General features: G+C 59.9%; 25 protein-coding genes and 1 pseudogene. 17 read left to right on the top strand and 9 right to left on the bottom strand.

Annotated elements, in window-relative coordinates; genetic code table 11:
• Positions 1-5 precede the first annotated feature (5 nt).
• From ABDB81_RS07975 to czcE, 4 genes are all read left to right on the top strand, one after another.
• Positions 6-956: a cation diffusion facilitator family transporter gene (locus ABDB81_RS07975; protein ID WP_004635344.1), complete on the top strand. Its 951-nt coding sequence runs from the start codon at positions 6-8 to the stop codon at positions 954-956.
• Between the two features lies 1 nt (position 957).
• On the top strand, positions 958-1635 hold the full coding sequence (czcR, locus tag ABDB81_RS07970) for a heavy metal homeostasis two-component system response regulator CzcR (protein ID WP_008646724.1): 678 nt from the start codon (positions 958-960) through the stop codon (positions 1633-1635).
• A gap of 4 nt (positions 1636-1639) precedes the next feature.
• Positions 1640-3070: a sensor histidine kinase CzcS gene (gene czcS / locus ABDB81_RS07965; protein ID WP_011229349.1), complete on the top strand. Its 1431-nt coding sequence runs from the start codon at positions 1640-1642 to the stop codon at positions 3068-3070.
• A gap of 108 nt (positions 3071-3178) precedes the next feature.
• Positions 3179-3580, top strand: a complete 402-nt coding sequence (czcE, locus tag ABDB81_RS07960) for a copper-binding periplasmic protein CzcE (RefSeq protein WP_011514820.1) — start codon at positions 3179-3181, stop codon at positions 3578-3580.
• A 298-nt stretch (positions 3581-3878) separates the two neighbouring features.
• Here czcE and ABDB81_RS07955 read toward each other — a convergent pair whose 3' ends face one another.
• Together ABDB81_RS07955 and ABDB81_RS07950 are read right to left on the bottom strand one after the other, a co-directional pair.
• Complete coding sequence (locus tag ABDB81_RS07955) at positions 3879-4157, bottom strand: hypothetical protein (RefSeq protein ID WP_008646716.1); 279 nt, start codon at positions 4155-4157, stop codon at positions 3879-3881.
• Positions 4158-4339: 182 nt separating this feature from the next.
• Positions 4340-5407 carry a porin gene (locus tag ABDB81_RS07950; RefSeq protein ID WP_011229350.1) on the bottom strand — a complete coding sequence of 356 codons (1068 nt, stop codon included), beginning with the start codon at positions 5405-5407 and terminating at the stop codon, positions 4340-4342.
• Positions 5408-5703: 296 nt separating this feature from the next.
• Between ABDB81_RS07950 and flgB the strand changes: the two genes are divergently transcribed.
• On the top strand, positions 5704-6126 hold the full coding sequence (flgB, locus tag ABDB81_RS07945; protein ID WP_008650726.1) for a flagellar basal body rod protein FlgB: 423 nt from the start codon (positions 5704-5706) through the stop codon (positions 6124-6126).
• 499 nt (positions 6127-6625) lie between these two features.
• Entirely contained in the window at positions 6626-9115 is a 2490-nt protein-coding gene (locus ABDB81_RS07940) for a heavy metal translocating P-type ATPase (RefSeq protein WP_011514822.1), read from the top strand.
• Between the two features lie 57 nt (positions 9116-9172).
• Here ABDB81_RS07940 and ABDB81_RS07935 read toward each other — a convergent pair whose 3' ends face one another.
• From ABDB81_RS07935 to ABDB81_RS07920, 4 genes are all read right to left on the bottom strand, one after another.
• The gene (locus ABDB81_RS07935; RefSeq protein WP_223277440.1) at positions 9173-9451 is read right to left on the bottom strand and encodes a zinc ribbon domain-containing protein; all 279 of its coding nucleotides are present in this window, start codon (positions 9449-9451) and stop codon (positions 9173-9175) included.
• Between the two features lie 256 nt (positions 9452-9707).
• Positions 9708-10829 carry a glycosyltransferase family 2 protein gene (locus tag ABDB81_RS07930; protein ID WP_008650723.1) on the bottom strand — a complete coding sequence of 374 codons (1122 nt, stop codon included), beginning with the start codon at positions 10827-10829 and terminating at the stop codon, positions 9708-9710.
• Positions 10826-11209: a GtrA family protein gene (locus ABDB81_RS07925; RefSeq protein ID WP_008650722.1), complete on the bottom strand. Its 384-nt coding sequence runs from the start codon at positions 11207-11209 to the stop codon at positions 10826-10828. The genes ABDB81_RS07930 and ABDB81_RS07925 overlap by 4 nt, the downstream gene beginning before the upstream one ends.
• Positions 11206-12813 (bottom strand): glycosyltransferase family 39 protein, encoded by a 1608-nt coding sequence (locus tag ABDB81_RS07920; protein ID WP_008650720.1) that lies wholly within the window; start codon positions 12811-12813, stop codon positions 11206-11208. Before ABDB81_RS07920 ends, ABDB81_RS07925 begins: the two co-directional genes overlap by 4 nt.
• A gap of 849 nt (positions 12814-13662) precedes the next feature.
• Between ABDB81_RS07920 and ABDB81_RS07915 the strand changes: the two genes are divergently transcribed.
• Together ABDB81_RS07915 and ABDB81_RS07910 are read left to right on the top strand one after the other, a co-directional pair.
• The gene (locus ABDB81_RS07915; RefSeq protein ID WP_049768032.1) at positions 13663-13989 is read left to right on the top strand and encodes a hypothetical protein; all 327 of its coding nucleotides are present in this window, start codon (positions 13663-13665) and stop codon (positions 13987-13989) included.
• A 98-nt stretch (positions 13990-14087) separates the two neighbouring features.
• Complete coding sequence (locus tag ABDB81_RS07910) at positions 14088-14651, top strand: mechanosensitive ion channel family protein (protein WP_012435773.1); 564 nt, start codon at positions 14088-14090, stop codon at positions 14649-14651.
• A 145-nt stretch (positions 14652-14796) separates the two neighbouring features.
• Here ABDB81_RS07910 and ABDB81_RS07905 read toward each other — a convergent pair whose 3' ends face one another.
• Positions 14797-14874: a YHYH domain-containing protein gene (locus ABDB81_RS07905; RefSeq protein WP_223819874.1), complete on the bottom strand. Its 78-nt coding sequence runs from the start codon at positions 14872-14874 to the stop codon at positions 14797-14799.
• Positions 14875-15074: 200 nt separating this feature from the next.
• Between ABDB81_RS07905 and ABDB81_RS07900 the strand changes: the two are divergent.
• From ABDB81_RS07900 to ABDB81_RS07885, 4 genes and pseudogenes are all read left to right on the top strand, one after another.
• Positions 15075-16584 (top strand): annotated as a pseudogene (locus tag ABDB81_RS07900) (phage integrase family protein); the annotation flags it as partial.
• 195 nt (positions 16585-16779) lie between these two features.
• Complete coding sequence (locus ABDB81_RS07895; protein WP_237381006.1) at positions 16780-17811, top strand: GDP-L-fucose synthase; 1032 nt, start codon at positions 16780-16782, stop codon at positions 17809-17811.
• Between the two features lie 136 nt (positions 17812-17947).
• Positions 17948-18322 (top strand): NUDIX domain-containing protein, encoded by a 375-nt coding sequence (locus ABDB81_RS07890; protein ID WP_137928166.1) that lies wholly within the window; start codon positions 17948-17950, stop codon positions 18320-18322.
• Between the two features lie 508 nt (positions 18323-18830).
• Positions 18831-19565 carry a glycosyltransferase gene (locus tag ABDB81_RS07885; RefSeq protein ID WP_137928167.1) on the top strand — a complete coding sequence of 245 codons (735 nt, stop codon included), beginning with the start codon at positions 18831-18833 and terminating at the stop codon, positions 19563-19565.
• A gap of 355 nt (positions 19566-19920) precedes the next feature.
• Here ABDB81_RS07885 and ABDB81_RS07880 read toward each other — a convergent pair whose 3' ends face one another.
• On the bottom strand, positions 19921-20130 hold the full coding sequence (locus ABDB81_RS07880; protein ID WP_137928168.1) for a hypothetical protein: 210 nt from the start codon (positions 20128-20130) through the stop codon (positions 19921-19923).
• A 1005-nt stretch (positions 20131-21135) separates the two neighbouring features.
• Here ABDB81_RS07880 and ABDB81_RS07875 point away from each other — a divergent pair.
• Together ABDB81_RS07875 and ABDB81_RS07870 are read left to right on the top strand one after the other, a co-directional pair.
• Positions 21136-21597: a CzcE family metal-binding protein gene (locus tag ABDB81_RS07875; RefSeq protein ID WP_137928169.1), complete on the top strand. Its 462-nt coding sequence runs from the start codon at positions 21136-21138 to the stop codon at positions 21595-21597.
• 122 nt (positions 21598-21719) lie between these two features.
• Positions 21720-21956 carry a hypothetical protein gene (locus tag ABDB81_RS07870; RefSeq protein WP_137928170.1) on the top strand — a complete coding sequence of 79 codons (237 nt, stop codon included), beginning with the start codon at positions 21720-21722 and terminating at the stop codon, positions 21954-21956.
• A 109-nt stretch (positions 21957-22065) separates the two neighbouring features.
• Here ABDB81_RS07870 and ABDB81_RS07865 read toward each other — a convergent pair whose 3' ends face one another.
• Positions 22066-23331: a type II restriction endonuclease gene (locus tag ABDB81_RS07865; RefSeq protein WP_137928171.1), complete on the bottom strand. Its 1266-nt coding sequence runs from the start codon at positions 23329-23331 to the stop codon at positions 22066-22068.
• A gap of 161 nt (positions 23332-23492) precedes the next feature.
• On the opposite strand from ABDB81_RS07865, the gene ABDB81_RS07860 reads away from it, so the two are divergent.
• From ABDB81_RS07860 to ABDB81_RS07850, 3 genes are read left to right on the top strand one after another with little or no spacing between them, the layout of a single operon-like run.
• Positions 23493-23765, top strand: a complete 273-nt coding sequence (locus ABDB81_RS07860; RefSeq protein ID WP_137928172.1) for a DUF2933 domain-containing protein — start codon at positions 23493-23495, stop codon at positions 23763-23765.
• A complete protein-coding gene (locus tag ABDB81_RS07855; RefSeq protein ID WP_237381005.1) occupies positions 23762-23902 on the top strand; it encodes a hypothetical protein in 141 nt (46 codons plus the stop codon). Before ABDB81_RS07860 ends, ABDB81_RS07855 begins: the two co-directional genes overlap by 4 nt.
• Positions 23899-26175 carry a heavy metal translocating P-type ATPase gene (locus ABDB81_RS07850; protein ID WP_255459752.1) on the top strand — a complete coding sequence of 759 codons (2277 nt, stop codon included), beginning with the start codon at positions 23899-23901 and terminating at the stop codon, positions 26173-26175. Before ABDB81_RS07855 ends, ABDB81_RS07850 begins: the two co-directional genes overlap by 4 nt.
• Positions 26176-26188 lie beyond the last annotated feature (13 nt).

Raw genomic sequence — 26188 nt, 5'->3', positions numbered from 1 at the left:
TTTCTATGGGCGCAGGTCACTCACACGACCATCCCGGTGGCAACGAGCGATCGCTCAAGATCGCCCTTGCGCTGACCGGTACGTTCCTGATTGCCGAAGTGGTCGGTGGTGTCATGACGAAGAGCCTGGCGTTGATCTCCGACGCCGCGCACATGCTCACGGACACCGTCGCACTGGCCATCGCACTGGCTGCTATTGCGATCGCCAAGCGACCCGCGGACAAGAAGCGGACATTTGGCTACTACCGTTTTGAGATTCTTGCCGCGGCCTTTAACGCATTGCTGCTGTTCGGTGTGGCTATCTACATCCTGTACGAAGCCTACCTGCGGCTGAAATCGCCACCTCAGATTGAGTCAACCGGCATGTTCGTCGTGGCTGTGCTGGGCCTGATCATCAATCTCATCAGCATGCGCATGCTGTCCTCCGGGCAAAGCAGCAGCCTGAACGTGAAGGGTGCTTATCTGGAAGTCTGGAGCGATCTGCTCGGGTCGGTTGGCGTCATCGCCGGTGCGATCATCATCCGCTTCACGGGCTGGGCGTGGGTCGACTCCGCCATTGCGGTGCTGATCGGCCTCTGGGTACTGCCTCGCACGTGGATCCTGCTGAAGTCGAGCCTGAATGTGCTGCTCGAAGGCGTACCCGATGACGTGGATCTGGCAGAGGTTGAGAAGCAAATTCTGGCGACGCCCGGGGTAAAAAGCTTCCATGACCTCCACATCTGGGCACTTACCAGCGGCAAGGCGAGCTTGACGGTTCATGTCGTGAATGACACGGCCGTCAACCCGGAAATGGAAGTGCTACCGGAATTGAAGCAGATGCTGGCTGACAAATTCGATATCACGCACGTGACCATTCAGTTCGAACTGGCACCATGCGAACAAGCGGATGCAGCTCAGCATTTCAATGCATCGCCAGCACTGGTCGGATCGAAGTCGCTTGCTGCAGGAGGAAACTAAGGTGCGGGTACTTGTTGTAGAAGACGAACCGCGTACTGCGGAGTATTTGCAGAAGGGATTGTCGGAGTCGGGTTTCGTGGTCGACATCGCGAACAATGGTGGCGATGGGCTCCACATGGCGGAAGAGACCGACTACGACGTCATCATCCTGGACGTCATGCTGCCAGGTATGGACGGGTGGACGGTCATCAAGTCCATTCGATCCAAGTCCGAGACACCCGTACTGTTTCTGACGGCGCTGGATGATGTGGCGGATCGTGTCAGAGGCTTCGAGTTGGGGGCAGACGATTACCTGGTCAAGCCCTTCGCCTTTGCCGAGCTCCTTGCCCGTATCCGGCGTTGCTTGCGCCAAAGCACCTCGAAGGAGTCCGAGCGATTGCGCATTGCCGATCTGGACATCGACGTGCTTGGAAGGCGGGTATTCCGGGGAACTACCCGCATTGAATTGACGAATCAGGAGTTCTCGCTGTTGCACCTGCTCATGCGCCGGAGAGGGGAGGTGCTGTCGCGAACCACGATCGCGTCCCAGGTCTGGGACGTCAACTTCGACACGGATACCAATGTCGTTGACGTCGCGATCCGGCGCCTGAGATCCAAGGTGGATGATCCCTTCGATCAAAAGCTGATCCATACCGTACGGGGAATGGGCTATGTCCTCGACCCAGAGCGCGGCCGGTGACGGAATGAGGCCCGGGACTTCGATAACCCCGCTGTCACTGACGAGGCGGCTTGGGCTCTTCTTTGCATTGGTACTGTCTATCGCGCTGGCCAGCATGGGCGCCTTTGCTTACTACTCGCTCGCCGCGCAACTCGAGGCCAGAGACGATGAGGTTGTAAAGGGAAAACTCGAACAGGTCGAGCATTTCTTGCGCGAGGTGGACGGGGTGCAGGGCGTCCCGGCGGCGCAGCATCGCTTCGATGATCTGGTGCGAGGTTACTCGGACCTCATCGTTCGCGTCACGGCGCTGGATGGCCGGCTTTTGTTTCGCACGGGCAACGATGCATTGCTGGAAGGCACTGACCAAGCGGCGGTCACGGGAAAGTCATCGCTCATGTTCCAGTCCGCCGATGCGGTGTTGGGGCGAGACGGTACGCGGGCGACGGTGTTCGTGGCGAAGTCTGGCGAGGACAGGAAGCAGGTGACTGCGCGATTCCGGACGACGCTCGTGCTTGGTACCACCGTCGGTGTGATATTGACGGCCCTGGTGGGGGCGGCCATTACGCGCCGTGAGCTGGAGCCGGCGCACGTACTTATCAAGCAGATCAACCGGATCAGTGTGGAACGGCTGAGCTACCGGGTGGACATGCCACCCAAGCCCACCGAAGTGCGTGATATCGCCTCTGCGTTCAATGCGATGCTGCAACGCCTCGAGGATGGTTATCAGAAGCTGTCGCGGTTCTCCGCCGATCTTGCCCATGATTTGCGCACGCCGCTTAACAACCTCATTGGACATGCCGAGGTCGCCTTGTCACGAGACCGCACCGGGCCCGAGTATGTCGCCTTGGTGGAGGAAAGCCTGGTCGAATACCAGCGACTTGCGAGGATGATCGATGCGATGTTGTTCCTCGCGCGAGCTGACAGTGCCAATGTGGCGCTCGAGTTGACGGAACTCCAGTTGAATGCAGAACTTCGCAAGTTGTCCGCCTACTTTTCGGTGCTTGCAGAGGAGCGAAGCGTCGTAATCAGGGTAAGCGGGGATGCCACCCTGGTCGCTGATGCCATTCTGTTCCAGCGTGCGATCAACAATGTTCTGTCAAATGCGGTCCGTCATGCGTGGCCGAATTCGATGATAGATCTGGTGGTGCGCCGCGAAGCGGCACATTGTTGCATCGACATCACGAACGTTGGAGACCCAATCCCGGAGCGGGAACTTTCCCTCATCTTTGATCGGTTCTTCCGTGGGGATAGGGCGAGATCCAACTCGTCACAGTCCACGGGGCTGGGCCTGGCCATCGTCCTGTCGATCATGGAGCTCCATGGCGGCGACGCGTCAGCCGTGAGCGGCTTGGATGGGAAGACACGCTTTACATTGCGCTTCCCGCTCAACGGTGCTGAAGCCTCAGCGCGGGTTTCGGTGGGTAGGCCGAGTCAGGACCGACCAGTCGTTGGGTAGAGTGGTGCAATGAGCCCGATTGCCTATTTGTAATCGCCGGGCAAGGCTGCAGCATGCGTACAATTTATACACTCGTTTTCATAGATCAACGAAGTCTCTAGAAAGGAGATGACTATGAAAACGAAGAAACACGCCTTGCTGTTTGCGGCGTTGCTGTTGGGTGGGATGTCGGCTTCGTATGCTTTGGAAATGACCGGGTTGAAACCGGGCGTGCCTGCGTCGACGGCGACGGCGCAGGCGATGGCGAAGCGTCACGCGACCTTGTATGGCGATCCAGCCGGCCAATCTCAGGCCAGTCGCATTATCGACGTGAAGCCAGGGATGCGGTATGTCAACGTGGACTCTGGCGAGACGGTGGCGTTTCGGGCCGGCGAGAAGATCGTCGCATGGACCTTCGCCCAGATGGTCAGGGATACGAGTGTGGACCTTGGCTTGTTGATGCCGGATCTGCCGGGTAGCGCTGGCGTGCGCGTCTATATTGATAGAAGCGACCTCTTCACAGGTGGCTGAACGTTGCTGAACCGGTGAACTACAGGCCCCGCACAATGCGGGGCCTTTTTCATCGTCATTGGCGTCGGTTCTGCCGCTTAGCAATACACGAGGCGATGGGAAGTTGTAGCACGCGCCACCGCATCATGAACGGCACCGGATTGACGCCGATGGAGGGAAAAAAAGCTTGCCCTCCGGGGAGGGCAAGCTTCGGAAGCTTTCGCCATCGGGATAAAGCGAAAGAGCACCAAGAGCCAAGCAACTGACGGGTGCCTGGCTCCCCCACAGAGGTCGGTCTGAGTTTCAGGGACGGCTTGCGTCAAATTCCGCGTGCGCCATCGGTGAACACATCACGCGGCCCAATACGCGAGCCGTCGGTAAATACGTCACGCTGGCCGAGGCGTGCGCCGTCGGTGAACACGTCGCGCTTGTCGATGCGTGCACCGCCGGCGTAAATGTCGTTGACTGCGGCGCGTCCGCCGTCGGTGTAGGGGTCGCGGGGACGGTGGATCTGGCCATCAGGGGTAGCAGCGATGGCGGAGCCGGCGGCAGCAATCGTGAGGGCAGCAGCAATCAGGGCAGTGTGAATCGTCTTCATGGAATCTCTCCGGAGTCAATGTTTGTGAGTCTCTAATCGCTCACCGTGTTCACAGTCTAGCTACCGGACCTGCTCCACTGAATTACCCGCGTATTACGATCCTGTCATAAAAAAATGCCTCCCGGTTGGGAGGCACAAACTCTCTTGAATTAACAAGAAAGTGTCGATTCTTTTGAGCTCGCTCAGAACTTGTGGCGTACGCCTACGACGACGCCGGTCTGATCCTTGCCAGGGACAACGTTGGTCGGGCTGCCGGTCGTCGAGTTGTAGCCGTTCATGCCCAGCTGCGAGTTGCCGCGGTTCAGTGCATAACCGACGTTCATATACACATCGGTACGCTTCGAGAAAGCGTAATCTGCCGAGGCAACGAACAGGAACGGGTCTGCGCCAGAATTGCGGCTGTCCGTGTAGTAGGCGGCGCCGGTCAGCGTCAGTGCGGGCGTCAGGCCATAGCGCAGGCCGGCCCAGTAAATGTTAGAACCGTTCGTCGGCAGCGCACCGACATTGCCGTTGTACCAGCGATAACCAATAAATGCCTTAGCCGGTCCGAAAGCGTAGCTCGCGCCAATTAGAGCGCGGCGGTCCTTGCGGTCGGCCGTGGCGACGGTGCTGCCCTGGATCTCGTCGTACACCGCGCCGACAGCGAGGGCGCCGGTTTCATACATGAGCGATACGCCCATGTTTCGATCGACCTTGTAGTTCCCCGGCACTTCGCCGCCGCCGGTGCGGCTAAAGCTGTAGAGGCCGGTGACCGTCAGGCCACTGAAGATGCCACGGTACTTGATAGCATTGTCAGCGCGACCCGCCAAGACGTCATCCATCTTGAAGAGCGAGTAGCGCGGCGCGAAGCCCATCGGGTCGAGTTGCAGCGTGGTGTCATACATTGGTGTCGTTTGACGACCCAACGTCAGTTGACCATATTTGCTACCCAATCCTACGAAGGCACTACGATCAAAAAGACGGGTGCTGTTGTTCTGTGCGCCGGTGTCGAACGAAATGCCGCTTTCCAATTCGAAGATGGCTTTCAGACCGCCGCCAAGGTCTTCGACGCCACGCAGGCCCCAACGCGACGTCGACATGTTGCCGGAGGTCATGCGAACCTGGTTCGAGCCACCGGGCGAAGCCGATGGGACGTTGCTCAGATACTCGATACCCGCGTCGGCCACACCATACAGCGTGACGCTCGATTGAGCGAATGCGGTTGTAGCGAACAGACCGAGGGATGCGACGGCAATGCGACTAATCTTCATGGATTCTCCTCATTAAGACCCGAAATTAATTTGGTGGGGGCGAGTATAGAAATCTGCAGATGACGGTCAGATTGCGAAGTAATTACGTGGGGTCACTTCGTCGCGTGATGACGACAAGGTGGAACGTACCGGGGTTATGTGGATTGACATGGCTTTCGCGCGGACGCGTCAACCTGTGTGCGCGCGAACATTGCGGGCCGGTAATGGGAAACTCACGAAAAGAGGTCGCTTCTCTCGAAGCAAGATCGACTGCCTTTGCAATACGCTGCGGGTTCCGATCTAGTTGGAGAGTAAGGATGGACACGCCATACGTCGCAAAATGGGCGCGTAGCGAAGACAGCGTTCATGAGCAAGCGCTGCGACTTCGCACACGGAGGTTCGAGCTGCTGTCTGCAAATATTGCAAATGCGGATACGCCGAACTACAAGGCGCGCGATATCGACTTCAGCGCCGAGTTGGATAGGGTGATGGGCAGTGGCCAGAATTTTGCGGGCATGACCATGACTTCGCCGCGACACATCGAGGCAAGCAAGCCCGCGCTGGAAGAGGATCTGATGTATCGCGTCCCCCTGCAGTCGAGTATGGACGGCAACACCGTGGAGATGGACGTCGAGCGTGTGGCGTTTGCAGAGAACGCGCTGCGGATGCGGTTCTCCATTCAAAAGACTGCCGACGAGTACAAGGACATGCTCAAGCTCTACCAGGACATGCGGCCCTAGCGGGGAAACCGCGACTACTGGCAGGGCGGCTTGGGTGCGGCGACAGCGCTGGACGCGTCTCTGGAAGACGGCTCCGGTGTGCTCGCTGCGGATTCCTGCTTCGACGGATGTTTGGCTGTGCGATGTCGCGGGTTGGCCGCCCAGGCAACCCGTTGGTCGCGGGAGGCGTATCCCGTGTCTGAATGTCCAATGGCGAGGGTGTGCCACTGGGTCGGCTTCTCGCTGAGTCGATCACCGGTCGCAGGAGCCGGCAAAGCGTAGGCCAGCAAGGCAGAGCATGCGACGGCGCTAATCATCTGTATGGTTCCTGGACGGATGACATGAGGATCCTGTCATCCGCAAGATAGTACGCTCAGATTGCGGGCACATTACCAACGCATTACGGCGGGGCATTGGGGCGCTGACTCGTTGAGCTTTGTTGTTGCAATGCGGGGCACACTAGTTGCTAATAGTGTGCAACGGCGTGAATGCCGATTCAGACTGACTGGAGCCCGCGACAATGACCGAAAAGCTGCGCCTGGACATTCCTGTCTTGCTTCCTGGCCTTCCCGATTCCTCTGATCCCTGTGTAGAACGGTTGCTGTCCGAACTGAGAGGGAAAGAGGGCGTCGAGGCGGCGCATATAAAAACTGCAAATGTTGATAGCGATTCACAGATATGTGTCCACTACGATCCCGCAGCGATTTCCCTTGCCCGCATCCGGGAGCTGGTGACAAGCACGGGTGCGGTGATTTCGTCGCGGTTTGGTCATGTGCTTTGGCAATTGAAGGGCGTCTGGCACGAACGACGAGCGCGAACCGTAGCTAGCCAACTGCGGGCCTTGCCCGGCGTCATCGAGGCCGAAGTCAGCGCCTCCGGCATAGCGCGCGTCGAATTCGACAACGATCGGATCTCCGCGGCAGGGATCGAGCAGGCCCTGTCAAAACGCGGGCTCGCGCCGGTTGAGATCGGTGCCCGGAAGAGCGGTCATGCAGACCATGAACACCGCGAAGGCGTCAAGGATCATGCACATGGGGAAGGCGAGGGGCATGAGGCCCACGCACACGGCAGCGTGTTTGGCCCGAATACTGAGCTAATCTTCTCCCTGATCTGTGGGGCCTTGCTTGGTCTCGGATTTGCCGTTGGTAAGCTGTTCGGCAGCCTGCCAGCATGGATTCCGGTTGCCTTCTTTGTCGGCGCGTATTTTTTTGGTGGTTTCTATACCGTTCGGGAAGCGATAGAGAACCTCCGGCTAAAGAAGTTCGAAATCGACACACTGATGCTGGTAGCCGCCGCAGGGGCGGCGGCGTTAGGCGCTTGGGCGGAAGGCGCGCTACTTCTCTTTTTGTTCAGTCTCGGCCACGGGCTCGAACACTACGCCATGGGGCGCGCCAAGCGGGCGATCGAAGCGTTGGCGGCGCTCGCACCGGCTACAGCAAGTGTGCGGCGTGAAGGCGAGGTACGAGAGGTCCCCGTCGAGGAATTGCAGGTGGGGGATGTGGTGGTGGTTCGGCCGAACGAACGCCTCCCCGCCGATGGTTTTCTGGTAAAGGGGGCTTCCGCAGTCAATCAAGCGCCGGTTACTGGCGAAAGCATCCCGGTCGACAAGCAGCCCGTGGATGACGCCGCCGCAGCCAGGAGGAAGCCCGATGCCGTAGGGGCCGTGTCCCGCGTGTTCGCCGGAACCATCAATGGCGCCGGCGCCATTGAAGTGGAAGTGACGCGCCTTTCCACGGACAGCGCCCTGGCGAAAGTCGTCAAGATGGTCAACGAGGCCGAAGCGCAAAAGTCACCGAGCCAGCGGTTCACTGAGAAGTTCGAACGGATCTTTGTTCCTGCAGTGCTTGTGCTGGCGGTATTGCTGCTGTTTGCAGGGCTAGTGATCAATGAGCCGTTCAGTGCGACCTTCTACCGCGCCATGGCGGTGCTGGTTGCCGCCAGCCCATGCGCGCTCGCCATCGCGACACCGAGCGCGGTGCTGTCGGGGGTAGCGCGCGCCGCTAGAGGGGGTGTACTGATCAAGGGCGGGGCGCCGCTCGAAAACCTGGGTTCACTGAAAGCCATTGCATTCGATAAGACGGGGACGCTGACGGAGGGGCGCCCCCGTATTACCGATGTGATGGTCGCCGAAGGAGTAGCTGAAGCGGAATTGTTGAGCGTAGCGGTCGCCGTGGAGTCGCTCAGCGACCACCCGTTGGCTGCGGCCATTGCCCGCGATGGCCGCAAGCGCCTGGAAGGCAGTTCCATCCCGGAAGCGTCTCATCTCCAAAGCTTGACCGGACGCGGGGTCACGGCGACGTTGTGCGGTAAGACCGTCTGGATTGGCAAGCCTGACATGTTCGGCGCCGACGGGATTGCACCGCTTAGCGAATCGATGGCGAGCGCAGTGCAGACGCTGCGCAGCACTGGCCGCACGACAATGATCGTCAGGCAGGGAGATCGGGACCTCGGCGCCATTGGGCTGATGGACACGCCGCGCGCCTCGGCGCGCGCTGCCCTCGAGGCACTGCGCAGGCTGGGTATCACACGCATGATCATGATCTCCGGCGATCACCAGCGCGCAGCCGAAGCCGTCGCCAAGGACGTAGGTATCGATGAAGCCTGGGGCGATCTGATGCCTGAGGACAAGGTCAAAGCCATCCAGACGTTGCGCGCGGAAGCCAAAGTGGCCATGGTCGGCGACGGCGTCAACGACGCGCCGGCAATGGCCAACGCCACGGTGGGCATCGCAATGGGTGCGGCAGGTTCAGATGTGGCACTGGAAACGGCGGATGTTGCGCTGATGGCCGACGACCTCCAACACCTGCCTTTTGTGGTCGGTTTAAGCCGACATACGCGGGCCATCATCCTTCAGAACGTGTATATCAGCCTCGGCGTCGTGGCGTTCCTTCTGCCAGCCACGATCCTCGGCCTCGGTATCGGGCCCGCCGTGGCCATGCATGAGGGGTCGACGCTGATCGTCGTGTTCAATGCGCTTCGACTGCTAGCCTATCGCGACAAATCCCCATGACGGGCCCCGGCCGCAATGATGGCGATGCCAGATGCGGCGGCAGCTATGGCCGCCGACTCATTTGGCGGCATTGCCGCAACTTCCACAGAACTTTGCGTCGCGTGGGAGTAAGGTGCCGCATCGACTGCACGGCGCCGGAGCCAGTGAACTGCCGCATTGCTGGCAGAAGCGCGCGCCCTGGGCGCTCACCGTGCCGCAGTTGGGGCAGTGGACGCCGGCGGGGCTTTGTGGTGGCAAAGGATTCCCATAGCCGTAGCTGCCGCCACCATCATGATGACCTCCTCGACGACCGTGCTCACTTCCGCCGCCGTGATGACCGCCGCTGTGACGGCCCATGAGCCTTTCCAAGAAACCCATCATTCCTCCTAAGTGGATGGATCGTCGCTGCGGCCCCGTGGTGTCGGGTGCTGCGACGACTTGCGCTGCTACGCGTCAGCCAATGCCTGTAGTAAATAGTCTGTAGTGACTACAGGGTCAATGGTCGGTGGATGCGAAGAACGGAATAAGTTGAATACGAGGCTCTTTCTTTCGAAAACGTCATGATCCCGATAGTTGCTGGCCATGTCGTGAGAGCGCATGGAAGGCGGGCTGTCTATCGGCTTGGCGCAAGGGTTTCCGTGAGGATGGCATCCCGCTGAGGAGCCTCGGGGAGGCCAGGAGCTTTGCCTTCCGGGCATCCGGGTGCGTGAAAGATTGCTGCAGGCGGGGTGCCACCCCGTGTCGCTGCGGCCACCTGCCCCGGCTCAGCGGTGGGGGTGCCGGGGCCGATCGGCGCCGTATAGCTTGCCACCAGATACACCGGCCGCCGCTTGACTTCATTGAACAGACGCCCAACATATTCCCCGAGCACGCCTAGGAAAACCAGTTGCAGGCCGCCCAGCAGAAGCAGGGCGGTCATCATGGATGGGTAGCCGTGTACGGGGTCGCCGTAGAGCAGCGTCTTGCCAACGATGAAGGCGGCCATGCCAAAGGCGGGAACGGCAACAAGCAGGCCGATCGAGGTTGCAAACTTGAGCGGCACGGTGGAAAAGGCAGTGATGCCATCCACGGCAAAACGCAACAGCTTGCGGTAGTTGAACTTGGTCGTCCCGGATGCCCGCGCGTCACGCCGATACAAGACGGCCGTCTGCCGGAATCCTATCCAGGCATACAGCCCCTTCATGAAGCGGTGCTGCTCCCGGAGTTGTCCGAGTGCGGCAACGGCACGACGGCTCATGACGCGGAAGTCGCCGGTGTCGGCCGGAATCTCCGTATCGCTGAGCTTGCCCATCAGGCGGTAAAACCAGTGCGCGGTGAACTTCTTGAGGAACGATTCGCCATCCCGGGAAGTGCGCGTGGCGTACACCACGTCGAACCCCTCGCGCCATTTCTCGATCAACGACGGAATCAGTTCGGGCGGATCCTGCAGATCGGCGTCGATGATCACAACGGCGTCGCCGCTTGCCACGTCGAGGCCCGCCGTTAGCGCGGCTTCCTTGCCGAAGTTGCGACTCAGCTCGACAATGCCGACGCGCGCTTCGGCCGCCTTGAGATTGTGTGCAACCGCCAGTGATCGATCGCGGCTGCCATCGTCCACGTAGATAATCTCGTAGTCCGATGCCAATCCATCCATCACGCGGAGAAGCCGAAAGTGAAACTGTGGCAGGACAGCTTCTTCATTGAAGAGCGGTACGACGACCGAGATCTTCTCTGGCAGCAGGCTGGCGGCATTCATCGCATCGCTCCATTCATGAACGTCCAATTTGCATGGAGTACGTAGTTGACCAACATGACGAAAATTGTCGAGAGGATTTGAGCAACCAGGTAGTGAAGCCCCAATGCTAGTCCAGCCCACATCAGAAGTGAGTTAAGAAAGAACGCCAGCGCGGAAACGAGAATGAACCGTCCGAAAGTGGCGCGTTGTGGTCGGACTGGTGTGAACACCCATCGGCTGCTGATGCAGTAGTGCGTCAGAAGGCCTGCAACACTGCCGGCGGCAGACGCCGGTAGCGCTGCAACCCCGAAACCGACCAGCGTGATCAGTGTTGCGTAGTGTGTAGCGGTTGCCGTCGCCCCCGCGCCCAGAAACCGTACAAATCGTGATGGGATGTTCATGGTTTTTGCACCAGAACGTTGACGCCATGTCGTCCGATCACAGTTGTGTTGCCGCCGAGCAGCGGTCTCAGTCGATGAAACGTCTCGTGCCGCATGACCGCGAGCTTGTGACCAGGGGTCAGCCATCGCTGCGCAAAAGCTTCTTCATTAGCAATCCACTTGTCGGGCTCGACCGAGAAGCCGAGATCCAGCTCGGATCTGGCCCCGACAATGATCGGTTCTCGTTCGGCGTAAAACGCCAGACCTCGGTCAATCTGGCCCACGTTGAACAGTTGTGTGTTGTCGCGGGACGCCGCCTTGGCTTCCAAGCCAAGTGGTTTGATGGAGAGGGACCCAAACGCCCGAGACGCCATCAAGCCAGCCTGAAGGCTGGCCAGCGTCGCCAGCGAAGCGACGGCAACCGCGCAGAGCCTGTGGCCGCGCAGGGCGATCCCAAAGGCCAGGAAGCCACCGATGACCAGAATGCCCATCGTGATGGCGCCCCAGGTATGCAATGAGGCCGGATTGCTGATATTGAGCTTCAGTACCGCATTCGACATTGTCGGATGCCATAGCAGCACGGCGATGGCAACGCCGAGCACAGGCATGGCAAGAAAGCTTGCCGCCAGTGTGGGGCGGGCTGCAGTCATGGATCTGTACGCGAGCAAGACGGCCACCGGTGGTAAGGCGGGCAGGATATAGAGCGGCAGCTTCGAGCGCGAAATCGAAAAGAAGGCAATGACAACGACTACCCACAGCGACAGAAACAGTCGTGCGTCGAAGCCAGGCGTTGCCTGTGCGCTGCGAGAGCGGAGTGCGATAGCACGGGGAATCAAGCCCATGAACGGCAGGACGCCTGCCGCACCAACGGCCAGGAAGAACCAGAATGGCTTGTCCCGCTCGTGAACCGAGGACGAGAATCTCGCGAAGTGTTCGTGGATGAAGAAGTAATTCAGAAATTCGGGGTTGCGCTGGGACACCACGACAAACCAAGGCATGGTGATGGCCACCGCAAGCAGGCTCCAGCGCCAGAATCTCGCGCTAAAAAATGCGGAAAATTGTCGAGTGACCGCCCCGTATAGCAGCAGCGTGATTCCTGGCAGTACCAGGGCAATCAGGCCTTTGGCAAGAAATGCCAGACCGACCAACAACCAGATCAGGGGGTATAAGCGAGGTTCCCGATTCTGGTAGGCCACGGCGAAAACGAGAGCGGCACTGCCGAGCAGTGCGCCGACACCAATGTCTGTTGTTGTCAGATTCGAGCCGAGAATCCAGAGGGGAGCGCCGATGAGCACCAGCGCTGAGGCGAGGCCTATGCGCGTGTCATAGAGCGATCGCGCCGCCCACCATGCGGCGAGTGCGCCCAGCAGTCCCACAAGCGCACTCCAGATCCTTGCTGTCCACTCGGACGGCCCGAAGAGCGTATAGGCGCTGGCGGTCGCCCAATACTGCAGGGGCGGCTTGTCGAAGAACTTGATGCCGTTCAACCGCGGCGTGACCCAATCGCCGGAGACGAACATCTCGCGCGGAACCTCGGCGTAACGACCCTCGTCGGGTTCATAGAGGGGACGCACGGATAGCGTGGACATCCAGAGGACCACCGTGAGTGCGATGGTCAAAGCCATGAAAATCTGTCGCTTCAAGAGACTGCCCGTCCAGGTGTGCGGTGGCCACTGCTACCGCGCTTGGTCAAATGCTCTCAGGGCGCAACGACATAGATGCCGGATGTGGTTCGTCGCCGTCGTGATGTTGGATCATGGAGCAGTTCACGCGGCGCCGCTTGACGCCCCACGAGCCGAGGATGCGATTCACGCGGGAGTCCGAAGGATGGCGACTTGGCCAGCAGAGAGCGAACAGCGGGATTCTAGGGCGCTCACCTGTCGGGGGGATTACGAGATGATGACGGCGCAGTCCGCCGTCGAGTGCTTTGCGGCAGAAGAAGTTGCCTGACGAAGCGTCAGCGTTAGCTCATGGTAACCCAAGTGCTTCGGAGAACGGGCGTCGGGTTCGATGCGTTGGTGCGTAACCATTCGGCAATGTCGCCGCAATGTTCTGCATAGTAAACTTGACGCCCCGCAGTTGTCAGCGGGCCTCATCACCCTTAGTGCTCAAGCCTAGGAAGTCGCTTTCCATCAGATGTTCTTAGGCGCAGCCTCTTTCGAAGGTGCTTGTCTTTCGCGCTGCGCTTAGATCCGGGGTGTTCGTTGTCAACCCCAAAAAGTCGCAAGGACTTCGCTGCTATGCGGTCGAGACTGACGGCACTTCTGATGGCAATCTCGACCTATCAGGCGTGGGATTTCTACCACCTTGCAACGCGAACACCGGACGCTCATGTCGTCGCCGACGCAGTCGCGTAGGTAGTGGGCGGCCTCGCGATCCTTTGGTTCGTGATTCGAAAACGGTGTCGTCGTGTCAGCCCAAACCGACCTGTTTCTGAGGCGCTACCTGGCGCAGCCAAGGTACGAGGGCAGGTGATGGCGGAACGAAACGAGGTGGCAATTCAGGCGACGCGGCAGTTGTTGCAGTCGATGCTGCTGCAGTTCGAGCGCTGGAAATATACGCCATCGGAAACGGAAGTGGCGATGCTTCTCATAAAAGGGTTGACCCTTGAAGAGTGCGCTCACTCGCTAGCGTGGCATGATGTGACGGTGCGGACAATTGCCGCGGGCGTATTCGCCAAGGCGAACCTCAGCAATCGCCATCAATTTGCCGCCTACTTTTTCGGTGATCTGTTGGTTGAGCCGATCGAGCCTGCACCTCGATCAAAAACCGGTGAGTGTAGGCACGACGCCGGCATGTAAGTTGTCGCGCTTGACCTTCAAGCAAAGACCGGAACGGTAAAAATCCGATTATTGGTATCTGTGCCACAGTACGGTGCTGTGGCTGTATCTCTATTTCGATGAACAAACTTCTTCAAGCTATACACGAAAGCTTGCCGCAGTGGCTGGCAGATTGGTTCGACATTCTTGTTCCCGCTATCGAGGTCGTGCTGATTGCGGCTGGCGCATGGTTAGCAGTGCGCATCGCGCGGCGGTTGCTTAGAAAGCTGACCAATACATATTCTCTGCCAGGAAAAGTTGCGGCGCTGTCTTTGCGTGTGGTCGCGACCATCGTGTACGTAGCTGCCACGCTCTGGGCTCTGGAGCGAATGGGCGTGTCTGGAACCGTCCTGTGGACCGCATTCACGGGATTTGCCACTGTCGGGGCGGTCGCGTTTTTCGCCGCGTGGAGTGTACTCTCGAACCTGTTCTGCGCGCTCCTGATATACGTCACCGGTGCGTTCCGCATTGGGGATGTTGTGGAGCTTCTTGAGAACGGGGAAAAGCCGGGAATTAAGGGCCGTGTGCTCGACGTAAATCTCGTCTATACCACCTTACTGGAAACAACAGTCGAAGGACAAGAGGTGGTGCTGCAGCTGCCGAACAGTCTGGTGTTTCAACGTGTGCTACGAAGGTGGAAGTAACCGCAAGGGTGGCGCGGTCAGGCAAGGACGGAGACCGGCGCAAGAAGGGAAGCCCCGCTTCGCTTTTTTGAGGCCGAGCAAACTACTCAAGACCTTAAGCCGCTGGCGTCCGCGATGTCGGCGGACGCCGCAATACTGCTTGACTTCAGTGGCAGTGACGAATGCCGGTCTTGTGGTCCATATGGCAGCCTTGGCTGTCAGTCCCACCACTATGCGCCCACACGCCGCCCGACGCACAGGCCAGAACGGCCGTGAGAATGATGGTGATCCGTTTCAAGAAAGGTCTCCCTGGAGTGTTGGTTAGCGGTCTCAGTCTGCCGCAAGTTCCACACTATCATCACTGCGATTGCCAGCCCTCCCCGCCGCGGTAGGGCTGTTGCGGCTGTGTCACAACTGTCTGCGCTCGCTACGGCCAACGCACCTCAGCAACTTAACGAAAATGCTGACGGCCGCTGGCGCCCAAGTTTGTAGGTGAATCGACGCATAGCGTCCCCGCAATCCCGATGGCCTCGCCGATGGCCAGGCCATCAGGGTTCTGCGTGCTCTGCCTGCGCCGCAGCCACAGGTCACCGACGACATTGAACTGTGGCTGGCACCGCGGGCCGTGCGCGCATTGCGAGCCCACGGCATTTCCACACTGGCGGACCTGACCGTGCGCGTGCCGCGCCGGCGCCGCTGGTGGGGCGCGATCCCGGGGCTGGGGCAAGCGAGCGCGCGGCACATCGAGGCCTTCTTCCACGCCCATCCGCGGTTGACGGAGCGTGCGCGTGCCCTGATCGTCGGCGCGCCGCCAGGCGAGGTGGTCCCGTGGGAGCGGCTGAAACTGCCCGACGAGGTGGACGGCTCGCGAGGCAGCTTCCGGGCACCGCGACAGGCCTGCACGCTCGACGCATCGAACGACTACGAAGCCGTGCAGGCCTGGCTCGCCCTGCACGAAACCCAGACCACGCAGCGCGCCTATCGCAAGGAGGCGGAACGCCTGATCCTGTGGGCGATTATCGAGCGCGGTCGGGCGCTGTCGTCGCTTACGACCGAGGACGCCATCGCCTACCGCGGGTTCCTGCGGCGACCAACTCCGCGTGAGCGCTGGATCGGGCCACCGCGGGCACGCAGCGCGCCCGACTGGCGCCCCTTCGCACGGGGGCTATCGGCACGTTCGACGGCCTACGCCCTCACGGTGCTGGGCGCCATGTTCCGATGGCTGATCGAGCAGCGCTATGTATTGGCCAACCCGTTTGCCGGCATCAAAGTCCGCGGCCGCACGCGGGTCGCGCCACTCGATACCACACGTGGCTTTACTGAGGGCGAATGGCTGCTGGTGCGCACCATTGCCGATGGCCTGGAATGGTCGTACGGGTGGGACGTGCCCGCAGCGCAGCGCTTGCGCTTCATTCTCGATTTTGCCTACGCGACCGGCCTGCGGGCCAGCGAACTGGTTGGCGCGACGCTGGGCGATATCCGCACTGACGAGCGCAACGACCGCTGGCTGCACCTGGTCGGCAAAGGTGGGCGCCCGGGAAAGGTGGCGCTACCGCCACTTGCGCGAACCGCACTCGATCAGCATCTTGTACAGCGCGGACTGCCGGTGACACCAGCCCGTTGGGACCCCAGGACACCCTTGATCGCCAGCCTGGAGCAGGACAGCGTCACTAACATCACCGGCACCCGGCTGTGGATGGTAATGCGGCGCTTCTTTGGCCAGGCCGCGGACATCATCGCCGGCGACCACCCGACACTCGCCGAAAAGCTGCGCCGAGCCAGTCCCCACTGGACGCGGCATACCCACGCTACACACGCCCTCGCTCGCGGCGCGGAACTGACCACCGTGCGCGATAACCTACGCCACGCGTCGGTGGCCACCACCTCGATTTACTTGCAAAGCGACGAAGTCAAGCGGGCACACCAAATAGGTCAGGCCTTTGCCGCTCGGTAGCCGACGTCCGTGCCGACTGGCTTAGCGTGCAATATTTTCCGTTTTCTGAAGCGACCCCATAAAGTCATGCCACGGGCAAGCAGTGAACATGACGCTTCACGTCGGCGAATTCGTGAATGAAATGATCGAAGCACACTTCCTGTCTGCGCACCACGAGACGCTGGTCAAGATGGCAGACCTCTCCCAATGACAATCATGAACAAACCTATCCAACGAGTGTTCGTGGCCGGCCATCGCGGCATGGTCGGCTCAGCGATTGCGCGTGCGCTGGCCAAGCGCGATGACGTGGAACTGGTCGTCCGCACGCATGCCGAGGTCGATCTCACCGACCAGCAGGAAGTCAGCTACTTCTTCGCCACCGAAGGGATCTCGCAAGTCTATCTGGCGGCAGCGCGTGTGGGCGGTATCCACGCCAATGACACCTACCCAGCCGAGTTCATCCAGCAGAATCTGATGATTGCCGCTAACGTGATACACGAGGCCTGGCGCAACGGCGTCGAACGGCTACTGTTTCTCGGGTCAAGTTGCATCTATCCGAAGTTCGCGCCGCAACCGATCAAGGAATCCGCACTGCTGTGCGGCGAACTGGAGCCCACCGATGCGCCTTACGCCATTGCCAAGATCGCGGGCATGACGCTGTGCAAGACCTACAACCGTCAGTACGATGCGGACTTTCGCTGCGTGATGCCGACCAATCTCTATGGGCTCGGCGATAACTACCATCCCGAGAACAGCCACGTGATCCCCGCGCTGATCCGACGCTTTCACGAAGCGAAGATTGCGGATGCACCCGAGGTGACGGTATGGGGATCGGGTACGCCGATGCGCGAGTTCCTGTATACCGACGACCTGGCGCACGCTTGCTTGCACGTGATGGGCCTGTCCCGCCAGGCCTACTGGACACACGCAGGCAAGGCCGGTTTCCTGAACGTCGGTACTGGAGAGGAAGTCTCGCTCCGCCAGTTGGCGCTGCTGGTGGCGCAAGTGGTGGGCTATCAGGGCAGCATCGTGTTCGACAGCGCGCGTCCTGACGGCACGCCGCGCAAGCGCCTGGACTGCAGTGTCATCAGCGCTTCGGGCTGGCAACCGCTGGTAACGCTGGAATCCGGATTACCGCTTGCGTACCAGGATGCCATTGCAAGGGAAGCGTCTGAGCTTTCACGGGAATGGGCAGACAGTCGGCACGAACAACCATGTCCAGTAAGACGAACCGCCGCAGTCGGCTGACGCAAGACGCGGAAGTCCGTCCGTTCTCGAGCGGGGTGTTCTGGTCTGCGCGCCGATGCCAGCGAACCTGGCGTTACGAAAGCATTTGCCTTGGGTGCAACCTCAGGCCCATCGCTGACTTCAGCCCAAGGGATCAATGAAGACGAAAGTAAGGGCCACAGTCGTTTGTACACGCGGGGGCCGCATACTACTCGTTACCAAGGATGACAGCAGATGGGCTTTGCCTGGTGGGCGTCCGGGCAAAGCTGAAGTTCTTGCCAGTGCCGCAGCACGGGTGCTTTATGAAGAGACGACGCTGATCGCAAAAGGGCGTGAGTTCCTATTTCAAGTGATTGTTGCGACAACGGTGCACCACGTTTTCGTTGCGAATATCAGCAAGACCGACGCCGCCATGCCGGGCAAGGAGATCCAGCGCTGCCAGTGGTTCGCCCCATCCGAGCTGGACGAGATTGTCGTTAGCCCGACGACGCGCCACATCATTGAAGGATTCTGCATCGTACGCAATCGGTAGAGGCAAGGTGTGCGCGTCGACGCGAGAGTCCCTGCACGAAGCGCAGGATCGCGGCGCTTTCACAAATCAATCCTCCTGCTGCGACGCGATTCACCACGCCGTGTGCATGCGTTGAAACCCGCCATCCCGCCCAAACGGCGGGGTAGGAGCCGGGACAATATTCGAGGCCGACGGGAGGCGTTGATTGCAACCTGCATGACGGGAGCTTTTCTCCAGGATGATACGGAGCCACGCATGGCGCATGAATGCCGCCATGAACAAGGGCGCTCATCCGACAGGTTGCTGCGATGGCGCCAGCCGGTAACCAGTTGGACAGGTATTCGTCACCTTCGATCCTCTATCCTGATCGGTGCAGTGGCTTTTGTTAATCGGTGAATAGAGTCGTGGCAAGAGTTGGGCGATGATGGATTTGTACGGCCGGTCAATTTTTGCGGGACAAAAAGAATGCCGGACGACGAGCACGCGGGGTGGTACATGGCACTGTGCTTTCGCACCTTAGGCTAGTGGGATGGCGATGACCTTAGTATCTGTTATAACCGTCAATCTCAACAATTGCGTCGGGCTGTCAAGGACAATCGATAGCGTGTCCGCGCAGGTTCGTGACAATTTCCGTGTTGAGTTCATTATTGTCGACGGCGCCTCTACGGATGGATCCGTTGAGCTGGCAAAGCTACGGCGATCAGAAGTCGACCATTTTTTTAGTGAGCCGGATGGCGGAGTGTACGCCGCAATGAACAAAGGGTTAAACGTTGCGAGAGGAGAGTGGGCGGTATTCATGAATTCGGGGGATTGCTTCGCTTCGCCAGGCGTACTCTCTGAGATGATGCGGAGCAAGAACGAATCCTCGGCGGAGCCCTGGTTGATCTATGGTGACAATCTTGGCCGGAATGGTCTGGAGCCTGCCGCACCGTTACTGAGGCTTCGCGCCGGCGTTATTCACGCATGCCATCAAGCGATGGCATTTCGTGTTTGCGATCTGCGCTACGAGGAAAGATACAGGATCTATTCGGACCTGGATTTCGTTATTCAATATTACAAGCGATATGCGGCCGGAGCGTTCCGCTATGTTCCGATGGCGTTTTCATGCATAGAGCCAAGTGGAATCAGTGCATCGTTTCCCAGGGAGAAGCGATTGGAGAAGTTTAGAATCATCTACAATCGCCTTGGATTGAATGGTGTGATATACGCCGTGGCCGTCTCGATTTCCATGGCCGCTCGCGCAAAATTGGCAAGAAAAAAGTGACGCGTGGGCATGGATCACCAAAGGATGGTGAGTCATTTGGGGCTGAGCTTCCAGCGTTCCGCCAGAGATGCGGGCTTTGGTGCCGATCATAGCTTGTAGCCCGGCGTTCGTAGCGTTAACTGTCGATAGGTCGATACCGTGCCAGTCCCCAATCGTCTGGAGGCGTCTCGCCAAAAAAAGTGGTTGCCTAGATCGGAGCAACCGCTATGTTCCACCGGGGGAACGGCAGATCTCATGGATATCGAACCCGGCGATGCGAAGATGAGGGCCATTGGAGGAGTGGGCCGATATCGTGTCCTGTGTTCGTACAAGTCAAATCCGCGAGGCTGGCGTTTCCACTGCATTCTTGGCTGGGCTATTTCGCGATGTCTTCACCCACGCGATGCTCAATCTTTGCGCCACCGCCGTACACATCGAAGTCGGCGGCTTTAGCGCCGTCCGTGTACGGATCCCTCGGTCGATGAATCTGTCCACGCTCAGTATTGCGCGCGGTTTCTGCAATGGCGCTGCCGATACCGACGATCGAGATCGTGAGAGCGAACAGGGCCGCAGTGGTACGTTTCATGAGTTGCCTCCTGTTGAGTTCTATTCAATACGATCCGGTCCCCCTTTGGACAAGGATCGTCTGCGCGTGTGCCGGAACGCTATGAGCACAACGGTCGGGGGGCGCGATACGCCCTACCAATTCGACAATGCCAGTCTAGTCCGGCCAACCGAACCTACAGATGACCCTCCCATTACAACTGCAGAACGTTTTTGGGGTGAATTAGGCCTCGTTGCGAGGAACCGCAAATCGGCGGCGATCTTCAGCGCTTACCCATTGCGCGAGAGCGGAGTCGGACAACTGTGTCGCACATAGGTTGTACCACTGGCGAATGGCATCCGCCCAGATTCTTCTCTCAGCGGCTAGCGGCGCGAGGTGGAACCGGAGCCCCGCCGGCAATCGGGCAGGATTGCCCATCTTTGCTACCGATCGAGAATTCATCCAGAGCTCGCTGCAGGCCTTCGCGTCTGTGCGCCCACCACTCGTCTTTGCCCCGCTGCGCCAGCAAACACTGCAGATGGCCTCGCAGCGCGACGACCTTGGACCATGCGACGACAGACAGTTCTTCGTTGCTGCTACGCAGCCAGTTTGACAGCACATCGACTTCAGGGTCTCCCGTGCTTCCGAGGAGGCCTGGCATGTATGAAGCCATCGGCGAGACGGCGTCCTGGAGCCGTGATAACGGCAGAGGGTAGGGACCGCAGCCACTGGATGAGGGCGTAGGGGGGTGACGGGGAATATGGGGTGGGGCAAGCCATAAGCATGTAAACAGCAAGAAATAGGTTCTCGTCCTTCGGTCTGAGATGGGCATTACATCGGTGCCACTAGCCCGTCGGGACAGGTCACGATGCATCGTGACGCGATGCTTTAGCGTGAGCGTCTGGCATGGCTAACGCAAGGCTGACGATCTCGGTTGCGCTATTCGTGGGGCTTTCCGAGTTGTAACGGGTGGGTAAGGTGTTCGCCTGGGCTGGATGGCTAACATCGTTGGCAAGGGTTAGGCCCGAAACTCATAAGGAGAAAATCATGACATCTCAAAAGCCCTCGATCGCGTCGCTCATGCTCGGCGTCGCCGCACTTCTCGCAGCCTCCGCTGCATGGAGCGCTGACAAGCTCGAATCCACCAGCGCAGCCGGCTGGTCGCAGCAAGCCCAGATGCAAGCGGCTGCACATCATGATCATGGCGCCGGAGCGGGCCTCTCTTCGTTGTCCGCTATCAAGCCCGGCCCGCAGGCTTCGCTGTTCGGCAGCGAGGCGCCGGCGGGAAGCACCTCGCGTGTCGTCGACGTTGCGCCGGGCCTGAAGTATGTGAATGTCGATTCGGGCGAGACCGTAACCTTCAAGAGTGGGGCGAGCGAGATCACTTTCGCGTTCGGGCAGTTGGCCCGCACCAAGGCCATTGCCCTCAACGTACTCTTCCCGGAATTGCCTAACAGCCAGGGTGTCTGGGTGTACATCGAGCGGAGCGAACTGTACACCGGCCACTGACCAGGCACGGCGCTAGCCGCGCACCTGTCTGTTTTGTCATGTTTCGGTCAGGCGTGGGTCGGCAACCGTCACGTAAGCTGTATATGAACGGTTCGCTGAACCCCTACTCCTTGGAGATTACGATGAAAACGCTGAAAAAGAGTGTCCTTCTGGTGCTGGCAGTCGCCACGCTTGGTGGAGCGGCAGGGGTCGCGAACGCCGGGGTAACTTCCCTGCGCGATCCCTATACGGATGGCGGCCACTCGATGGGGGTGCGCGATCCGTTCACGGATGGTGCGCATTCGATGGGCACGCGTGACCCGTTCACCGACGGCGGACATTCCGTCGGAACCCGCGATACGTTCTCTGACGGCGCTTGATCGTCAAGGTCCTGGCTGAGACGGCACGCGCCCATGGCGCACCGAGTAAGGCTCGGTGTCCTCCATGGGCGTTGTGCATTTTGGGGCCCCGCCGGCCGTGAAGCGCGAACTACAAGGATTTGGCGATCGCCTCGATCGGCTTGATGCCCGTGCCAAAGCGCGCGATGTTCTCCCGATGCTCGCGAAGGCTGGAGTATGGGACGTATCGCATATTGAGTTCCGCGACACGGTTGAATGCCGGCCGGCTGAGTTGCGCACGGACTTCCGCTTCTCGGTTATCTGGCGCCACGAGGAATAGATGTTTGGTGGCGGATTGACTGGTGCCCAGGGCAAGATCCAGCAGCCGCACGATGCCGGAGTAGATCGATGTCGAATGCTCGACCTCGAACGCGGCGGCCACCTCAAGGGTTGCGGGATCCAGCCAGACCGCGTCGATCAGCGGGACCGTCTCACCGCCCGAGACGAGCAGCGTCGCCGGTAAGGCGGACAAACACCCAAGACTGAGGGGCTCGCCATTGTATTCGCGCCCCCGGTCGTTGGTCGCGATCCAAACCGCGTAGCCGAGCGACTTGCCGAGATCTCTTAGCCAGCCTTGGACTTCGGTATGTGTGGCATCTTCAAGTTTGCCTGCCTGGATCTGCTTGGCGAGTGCAGACGCCTGTTCCCTGACCTTGGCCAGATCGTCTTCCCACGCGCTGACCTCGCCGGGCAGATCGTTGCGTGGCGGAGCGGGATAACGCCCTGTGCCGACGTCAAATAGCAGGCCGGCCAGCGCACCCAGATCATTGGAAAGGACCTCACGATAGCGATGATTGAGCGCCAGGATGCCGTCGCGCATTGCAAGGTAGTGATCCCACTTGCCCAGCTTGACCGCCGCACCGGTCAGGGCGTTGTAGCCGTTCACGATCGCAGTATTGAACGGTGGCAGCAGGGTGGGGTGGATGAAATAGAGCAGGTTGGCGACGGCGGGACCGAGGCCTTTGATTCCCACGCCGCTCAGTCGCTGGATGGCGGTGAGCATCTCTGCCTCGGTATCACAACAATTGCACGTGTGAAGCAACCTTGCGAACGCCCGCTGGTTGTCGGCGTTCTCGTAAATATCGGGAATGCGCAGTTTTGGCTTCCAAAGAAACGCGTGATCGGCACCCTTGAAGATCTGTCGCTGTTCGGCAATCGAAGCGACAACGGTCTCCAGAGACGATCCTCGGTACGCATTGCCAAAGGTGCCTGCGTGAATTTCCTCGACGACGGCGCCGATCCCGCGCCGGATGGATCTGAAATTCTTGAGGCGTTCAGGCCAGAGGAACCAGGTTTGATAGGTGCCGTTCGGATCGGATTTCCAGCGTTCAATGAGAGTTCGGGTGGTGTCTGTCATGGCGTCACTTTTTTGCCGGGCAGTGTATCACCGCGGGCGCGGAATACTGTGCGCCAAAACGGTCTCAAGCGAACTTGACCTTCCCACGGCGGGAAGGATTATGGTGTATCGGGTAAGCGTTGTCGGGTCGTGGCTTGGAAAATTATCTGAAAGGTGACGTCATGGATTCCCACGTAGTACCGGATGCTGGTTCGAAGACCGGGCTTAACCGGCGGGCGATTGGGTGGCTTGCACTGGGGGCCGTGTTGATCGTCGTGCTCGCTTTCGCTAACTCGGGCTGGAAGCGGCTTGCGTCGAAGTTGCCTTTTGGGCTAGTGTTGCTGTGCCCGTTGATGCATTTCCATCACGCCGGGCGCCAGCGGAATTCGTCCTCGGCGAGAGGTAACGAGGCAAACGAAGAGCGCGTCGGAACACAGGAGTCGCACAATGAATGAACGTAGTCCGCTCCAGCCACACGATCACGCTGCGCACGGCGCAGCGTCGCCCGGCGATCATGACGCGCATCATGGCCATTCGCATGCCGGGCATGGTTCGCCATGCGATGGCAAGCGCGCGCCCGAGACCGACTTGAAAGATCCGGTTTGCGGGATGGCGGTATCGACGGAATCCAAATTCCGCGACGAACACGATGGCAAGCAGTATTACTTTTGCAGTAACTCCTGCCATCAGAAGTTTCTGCAGGGGCCGGCGAAGTATGCGGGGGTGACGACCTCTGATGCTGCGCCACTGGTTGCCGAACCGGAAGGGACCATCTATACGTGCCCGATGCACCCGGAGATTCGTCGGGATCATCCCGGGAACTGCCCGAAGTGCGGGATGGCCCTGGAGCCGCTGTTGCCGGATATCGAGGACGGCGAAAATCCTGAGCTGACGGATTTTCGACGCCGCTTCTGGTGGACGCTTCCGCTGACCGCAATCGTCTTTGTACTTGCGATGTTCGGATCTCGGCTGGGCTTGATGTCACCCGACACGCAAAGCTGGGTGGAGTTTGTTCTGGCGACGCCGGTCGTCCTGTGGGCGGGTTGGCCATTCTTCGAACGCTGCCTGCAATCGTTCATCAATCGTAGTCCGAACATGTGGACCCTGATTGGGCTGGGAACCGGTGCTGCCTATATTTATAGCGTGGTGGCGACGGTTGCGCCGGGCGTTTTCCCGCCCGCGTTCGCCGCGCATGGGCGTATCGGCGTGTATTTTGAAGCCGCCGCGGTCATCATCTCGCTCACCCTGCTCGGGCAGCTTCTTGAGTTGAAGGCGCGCTCGCAGACCTCCGCCGCAATCAAATCGCTGCTCGGCCTGGCACCAAAAACTGCCCGGCGCATTGGCCCCGACGGACAAGAGGAAGATGTGGCCCTGACCCACGTTCACGTGGGAGACCTGTTGCGGGTCCGGCCCGGCGAAAAAGTGCCGGCGGACGGTGTCGTTACGGAGGGTAGCAGCTCGATTGACGAATCGATGATTACGGGCGAGCCCATGCCGGTTTCCAAACGCGCGGGTGACCATGTCATTGGCGCGACGATCAACACTTCGGGCAGCCTGATCATTCGGTCGGAGAAGGTCGGTGCGCAGACCATGTTGTCGCAGATCGTCCAGATGGTTGCCCAGGCGCAGCGGTCGAAGGCGCCGATGCAGCGCATGGCCGATCGGGTCGCCGGGGTATTCGTGCTCGCAGTCATCGGTGTGGCGGTGACCACGTTTCTCGCATGGGGGCTCTTCGGTCCCGAACCGAGTTGGGTGTTTGGCCTGATCAACGCCGTTGCCGTGCTGATTATCGCTTGCCCGTGTGCGCTCGGATTGGCCACGCCAATGTCGATCATGGTCGCAAGCGGTAAGGGAGCTGCAAACGGCGTGCTGTTTCGCGACGCGGCGGCGATCGAGAACCTGCGCAAGGTTACCGCACTGATCGTCGACAAGACCGGTACATTGACCGAGGGCAGGCCCGCCTTCGCGCGATCTGTTGGCGTCAATGGCTATGCCGAGGAAGAGGTGCTGTGGCTTGCCGCAAGCCTTGACCAGGGGAGCGAGCATCCGCTGGCTGCCGCACTGGTTAGCGCCGCGCTGGATGCGGGACTGTCCCTGGAGAAGGCTGAGAATTTTGAATCGAGCACGGGGATTGGCGTTCGAGGAATCGTGGCCGGGAAAAGGCTCGCCATTGGCAACACGGCGCTCATGGAGGAGGAGCGTGTCCAGGTCGAGCCGCTGCGTGCGCAAGCCGACGACCTGCGCGTGCAAGGAGCCAGCGTCATGTATTTGTCCATTGACGGCACGCTGGCTGGGCTACTTGCCGTATCGGACCCCATCAAGCACTCGACGCCGGAAGCGTTGCAGAGTCTGCGGGACGAGGGTATCCGCGTGATCATGGCCACCGGCGATGGCCTCGCCACAGCGAAGGCGGTGGCCACCAATCTGAACATCGACGAGTTCCGCGGGGAAGTGAAGCCCGCCGACAAGCTTGCGTTGGTGACGCAACTGCAGGACGCTGGCGACGTGGTAGCCATGGCGGGTGACGGGATCAACGACGCACCTGCACTGGCCAAGGCCGATGTGGGCATCGCCATGGGCACCGGGACCGATGTGGCAATGAACAGTGCCCAGGTTACCCTGGTCAAGGGCGATTTGCGCGGCATCGCCCGAGCCCGAAACCTCTCGGAAGCGACGATCCGCAACATGAAGCAAAACCTGGCATTTGCCTTTGTCTATAACGCGCTTGGCGTGCCCTTGGCCGCTGGCGTCCTGTACCCGTTTACTGGGTTGTTGCTGTCCCCCATGATTGCGGCACTCGCGATGAGCCTGAGTTCCGCATCGGTGATTTCCAACGCGCTGAGGCTCAGGCGGACGAGTGTCTGACGCGAGCCGGGCG

Source organism: Cupriavidus sp. DL-D2 (assembly GCF_039710735.1).
Classification (GTDB): domain Bacteria; phylum Pseudomonadota; class Gammaproteobacteria; order Burkholderiales; family Burkholderiaceae; genus Cupriavidus.
This window is presented reverse-complemented; position numbering and strand designations above follow the sequence as displayed.